Here is a 6,000-nt window from a genome sequence, read left to right as displayed (position 1 = left end):
TGGTTATGCTCTTCTTCGCGTTTTTGAGCTGGGTGGGGTATGGATGGGTAAAATCACCGCCTGATTGGTACATCATCGGCTTTAATGTCCCGGTAGTATGCTCGGTCTCCGTCATCTTGTGCCAGTTCTGGATTTACCGTTCTCAAGGAGATCCTGCCGTGCTAAAGGATTTGGCTAAATCTTCTCGGTCGGTGGAGAACGGGTTATAGATTGAGCTGTCTTTTCTATTTAAACATTGTGACTATTGTTGTTAAGCCATGCGAGATACTTCTGGCAATTTGATATTAAGGTTCTAATTTTCACCCGTTTAATTAAGAATATTGATCTCTGTAGAATAATGCTTTGTTTCCGAGACGTTATGTTTTATTATTGTATATGTCTGATCTTTAAATATTTCGGGTGGTGATACTATGAAGAGACAAACCGCCGAGGATTTGCTTATACTTGCCAAGAAGCATTTAGAAACGGTTCAGACATCATGGGATCCAGTTGATTGGGGTGATCTATCACATTATGGGTTATATTGTTTAGAAGCTGCGATAAAGGCCGCTGCGATAAAACTTGGTTGGAATATAAAACCTAGTCATTATGACAAATCAAAAGTTGCAGAAAGACTTTCTAAAGAAAAAGGCTTGTCAGATATAGGTGATCTTCTCTGGACACTTAACAATGCGCGAAAGTCCATTGCCTACGGTGATGTTGAAATGCCAGAGCTTGATCCTGAAGATATTGTAATTCAAATAGAGGATTACGTTGAAGCAATAGAATCTTTAATAAACCAAAAGGAATGGTAAAAAGTTGGGTTTTCAGGAACAAAAACAAAATTTCCAGTTGAGAAAAAAACCAAATACTGGCTGTATACGCCGATGGCCTAGTCAAGATGCAAAGAATTGGTGTATAAAATTTTTTAATAACGCTCTTAATCTGTTAGACCTTGATGCTATAGTAGCAATTGGTTCATCTATTCGGGAGGTCCCATATAGTGCGGATGTAGATTTGTTAATAATATATCATTCAAAAAAACCCGCTTTAAATAATCCTCCTATAGATGTTGATATTCATATGTATGAACGTTCTAAAATTGATACACTTATATCGAATGGTCATGAGCTTCTGGTGTGGGCTATCCAACTAGGTTGTTTAGTAATTGAACAAAACAGTTACTGGACGAACTTGTCTGAGCGTTGGAAGAACCAGGCTCCTTTTCCCTCAGCAGAAAAAGCTGCTCTTAGTACTTCAAGATCAAAAAAGATATACATGAAGCTCTCATTGTTGGGTGATGAAGATGCAAAGTTTGAGGAGTATATAACGATGCTAACTCATTTGGCACGTGAACGACTCTTGCGTGCAGGCAAATTTCCTTATTCTCGTCCGGAACTTCCAGGTCAATTAAGATTAATAGGGGAAAATAGTCTATCAAAAAAATTTGAGGCTGCTCTAATTAAACGTAGCAAACTATATGGGCAAAAATTCGTACAGCTACATAATTAGAATAAGTATCACAAATGTATTGATATGCCCAAACAATAAACATAACAAGCTTTGCGTACTTACAAATTACATTGGAGGTAATTACCTCATTTTTTCTCATGATAAAGAAAAAGGTGAGTTGGATGTGAGAGGTGTGAATAAATTGTCATTCCCGCGGAAGCGGGAATCCAGGTTTTAAAAGATTGATTCTCGATTAATCCTGTCCCCAAATGTTCTTATTGGGGAACGCTCGGGAGACAAGTGAGTTGTCCCTCGATTAATTCTGTCCACAAAAGTTTTGGTTGGGGAGCGTTCGGAGATGACAAGTGGGAATGGGGTTATAGATTAAGCTTGTCCCGGCGTGCAGTTAGTAGGGGAATGTTCGAGTAAGTGAATACGAATTGAAGTGGTCTTGGATCGTCGATTATCCTTCAAAATTATTTCAAAGCCAATATCTCCTGGGTCATTAAATCAAAGTTTATGTCTATAGTAGATGAGCCTTAAAAAGTAAAGTTATAGTTAAGTTTGAGGTTTACTTATTAACGGCTTATATTCAAGATAATTTTGCCATGTAAGTGAGGTTTAAAAAACTTGCTAAATAATATGAGATATATGTTATAACTGCCCAGTATACCTTAATAATTTGTTCACAATAGGTTATAGTTTATGTGTTTCGCTCAAATTGTATATGAATGAACTAGATATAGCTCTCTTTAACTGTCATAGCCTATCAAAAAAACCGTGACTACTTCTCCGGCTCTCAATGGCGGAGGGGTATAACTTTAACTCCCATCCTGACCTTCTCCACAAAGCTAGGAATGGGTTTTACTTATTGAGCTGTTACATTGATAATGGCCTTATTCTTCCCATAATATAAAAACGTGAAAAGCTGTCATTCCCACACAAGTGAGAATCCAGGTTTTAAAAGATGGGTCCCCGATTAATGCGTTCGGGGATGACAAATTGGAATTGATCTCCGATTAATCCTGTTCCCAGATGTTCTATCGGGAAGCATTCAAGCATGAAAAACAACAAAAAGGATGGCAAGAGATGAAGCTGAAAGATAAAGTAGCAATTATCACCGGCGGGAGTTTAGGCGTAGGGAAAGCAACCGCACTACTCTTTGCCAAGGAGGGCGCAAAGGTAGTAATCACCGGGCGAACTGAGAGTACGCTGAAAGAAGCGGTGGAGGAGGCTAAGAGGAAAGGATTAGCAATTAACTATTTGGTGAGTGATGTATCGAAAGAGGAGGACTGCCAAAAGACAGTCGATTATGTGGTCAAGAAATATGGGCGGATAGATATACTCTTCAACAACGCCGGCGTCCTCCACAGAGCGAGGACGCATGAAACTACAACCGAGCAGTGGGATGAAACATTCGATGTAAACGTGAGGGGCGTTTATCTGATGTCCAAGTATACAATTCCCCATATGCTCAAGCAGGGATACGGCAACATCGTTAATAACTCCTCCGTATTGGGACTAAAAGCCTCTCCTAACTTCGCCGCCTATAACTCCTCTAAGGGAGCGGTCAACCAGCTTACCCGGAGCATGGCGCTTGAATATGCAGACAAGGGAATACGGGTGAACGCTATCTGCACCGGGACTGTTTATACTCCAATGGTATATAAGCTCTTTGAAGATTTGGGCGACAAAGAAGCCGCGGAGAAAAGATATATCTCCGTTCATCCGATCGGACGGCTTTCTCAGCCCGAAGAGATTGCTCATGCTGTTTTATTTCTCTGCGACGACAATGTGAGCTTTATGACCGGGGCGATGCTCTCGGTGGACGGGGGGTTGAGTGCGAAGTGAGGATGTTGTGGAGCATTATCACCGAGACCGATCACTCTGGTAGAGGTTTCAGATTACTGCTGACTATGACTCAATGGACTCACAGTTTTTTGAGTTGTCATTCCAAGGAGCTTGTCCTCGTGTACGCGGGGAGTGGGAATTCCCCGACCTGTCATTCCCGCACAAGCGGGAATCCAATATTTAATTCTGGATCCCCCGGTTTAACTGGGGGATGGGGATGACAAATTGGAATGGGATTCCCGATTAAGTTTGTCTTCCTGTTTAATGCGAAAAGAAAGATCTGTAGAGATGCATTGCAATGCGCCTCTACGATAAGAATCAGATTAAGCTTATTTCCTTGAGTACCAAAAGGGGAACGTTCGGGGATGGTAGGTGGAGTGAATCCTCTTTAACGAGAACAACGAATGAAGTGGCTCGTCTCAATCTGCTATACTTTTACTTTAACTTTGAGCGCTTCATAGTTTTCACCTGAATGGATTAATCATGTCATCACCTATAGAAGACTATGCTATGATTGGCGACTGCGAGACCGCGGCGCTGGTTGCAAAGAACGGCTCGATAGACTGGCTCTGCTTCCCGCGTTTCGATTCCGGAGCATGCTTTGCCGCTCTCCTCGGGACTCCGGAGAACGGCAGATGGCTCATAACCCCGACAGGGAAAATCAAAAGTATAAAGCGTCGCTATCGTCCGGGAACCCTTATCCTGGAAACCGATTACGAGACGGAGAGCGGTGCAGTTACCATAATTGACTGGATGCCGCCGCGTTCCGGGGAAGTGGATGTGATGCGTATCGTGGTAGGGAGACGTGGACAGGTTCCCATGCGTATGGATTTAACCATACGCTTCGACTACGGCTGGATTGTCCCCTGGGTCCGCCACATAGAAAGGGGAATACTGGCTATTGCCGGACCAGATACGCTTTACTGCCGGACCGATGTAGAACTTCATGGAGAGAACATGCACACCGTAGCCGACTTCATCGTTTCGGAGGGGCAGCGGATACCTTTCGAGCTGGTTTGGTGTCATACATATAGAAAGGTAGTGCCTATGGAAAAAGATGTTGAAGCTAATCTACGTGAGACGGAGGATTGGTGGAAAAACTGGTCCGGCCGTTGTTCTTACCGCGGAGAATGGGGAGACGCCGTTCTCCGTTCCTTGATCACTCTTAAGGCCCTGACCTATTCGCAAACCGGGGGCATAGTGGCTGCTCCGACCACCTCTCTTCCGGAGAAACTGGGCGGTGTTAGAAACTGGGACTATCGCTTCTGCTGGCTCCGCGATGCTACTTTCACTCTCCGGGCCCTTATGGTAGGCGGCTATACGGAGGAAGCCTGTGCCTGGCGGGAGTGGCTGATAAACTCGGTCGCCGGGAAGCCTTCCGAGATTCAGCTCATGTACGGTCTTGCCGGCGAGAGGCGGCTAAATGAAATGGAGATTAGCTGGCTACCCGGGTACCAAGGCTCTTATCCGGTGCGGATTGGCAACGCCGCATACAATCAGCACCAGCTTGACGTCTACGGCGAGGTGATGGATTCCCTTCATCTGGCCCGCTGTCTGGGCCTTACGCCCAGCGAGAATGCCTGGCGGGTACAACTGGAGATGATGAAGTTTCTTGAGACCGACTGGCTGGAACCGGACGAGGGGATCTGGGAGGTGCGCGGCCCTAGAAGACAGTTTACACACTCCAAGGTAATGGCATGGGTGGCGATGGACCGGGCAGTCAAGGCGGTCGAGGACTTCGGATTGAATGGCCCTGTCGAGAAATGGCGCCGTCTTCGCCAGGAGATTCATGACCAGGTCTGCCGTGAGGGGTTTGACCCTGACCTCAACTCGTACGTCCAGTACTACGGTTCGAAGCGGGTGGACGCCAGCCTCCTGATGCTTCCACTGGTGGGCTTTATACCGGCAAACGACCCCCGTATGGTGGGTACAGTAGAGGCAATCAGGAAAAACCTGATGGAAGACGGACTTGTATATCGTTACCATACCTCCCCAGAGATTGACGGCCTGCCCCGGGGGGAAGGGGCATTTCTGATATGCTCCTTCTGGATGGCGGATAACCTTGCTCTTCAGGGAAAATACGCCGAGGCCCGTAATATCTTCGAGCGTCTACTCGACTTACGAAACGACGTCGGTCTTTTGTCGGAACAGTACGACCCGGAGGCAAAGCGACTCGTGGGCAATTTCCCCCAGGCGTTTTCACACGTTGGATTGGTTAACACTGCACGTAACCTGTCCGTAAGCCGCGGCCCAGCCCGGAACAGGCGGGGATGACTGTCGGCGTCGATTTTCCGGTACACTTCAAACTTGAGAATTCCCTACCTCAAGAATCACTCATCGAAACCATCCTTCGATTGCACTCAGAGCCTGTCCTGAGTTGATCCCCGATTAAATCGGGAAAGGAATGAGCGGATGCATGCATCCGCTATTAATCAAGAATAAAAGACCCGTTCGTCCTGAGCTGGTCCTCCGGTTTAACCGGGGGAAGGACGAACTCCTTACGTTCTAAATTCATACTTCGATCCTTCGACGACGCTCAGGGCTTCAGTATGAGCGGATTTGCATCCGCTGGTAAAGAGAAATAAGAATGCCCATTCATTCCGAACCGGTGAGATTTCATATCTCTTGGGGGAGAAACCTTAGTAACGAAATTTTTTTAGATTCCTTACCTGCTTCCTCACGGGAGTTTATCTTGGTGGAGTCCGAAGGATTCGGGAC

Annotated in this window: 5 protein-coding genes; all 5 read left to right on the top strand. The window is 45.8% G+C overall.

Annotated features, from left to right (window positions below; all coding sequences use genetic code 11):
* On the top strand, positions 1 to 209 hold a 209-nt coding region (locus VNN20_14125; protein ID HWP93326.1), incomplete at its 5' end, for a hypothetical protein.
* 201 nt (positions 210 to 410) lie between these two features.
* Entirely contained in the window at positions 411 to 794 is a 384-nt protein-coding gene (locus VNN20_14120; GenBank protein HWP93325.1) for a HEPN domain-containing protein, read from the top strand.
* Positions 795 to 798: 4 nt separating this feature from the next.
* Positions 799 to 1,491: a hypothetical protein gene (locus VNN20_14115; GenBank protein HWP93324.1), complete on the top strand. Its 693-nt coding sequence runs from the start codon at positions 799 to 801 to the stop codon at positions 1,489 to 1,491.
* A 1,029-nt stretch (positions 1,492 to 2,520) separates the two neighbouring features.
* Entirely contained in the window at positions 2,521 to 3,282 is a 762-nt protein-coding gene (locus VNN20_14110) for an SDR family oxidoreductase (protein ID HWP93323.1), read from the top strand.
* A 483-nt stretch (positions 3,283 to 3,765) separates the two neighbouring features.
* Complete coding sequence (locus tag VNN20_14105; GenBank protein ID HWP93322.1) at positions 3,766 to 5,556, top strand: glycoside hydrolase family 15 protein; 1,791 nt, start codon at positions 3,766 to 3,768, stop codon at positions 5,554 to 5,556.
* Positions 5,557 to 6,000 lie beyond the last annotated feature (444 nt).

Source organism: Thermodesulfobacteriota bacterium (assembly GCA_035559815.1).
In the GTDB taxonomy this organism is placed as follows: domain Bacteria; phylum Desulfobacterota_D; class UBA1144; order Nemesobacterales; family CSP1-2; genus DATMAT01.
This window is presented reverse-complemented; position numbering and strand designations above follow the sequence as displayed.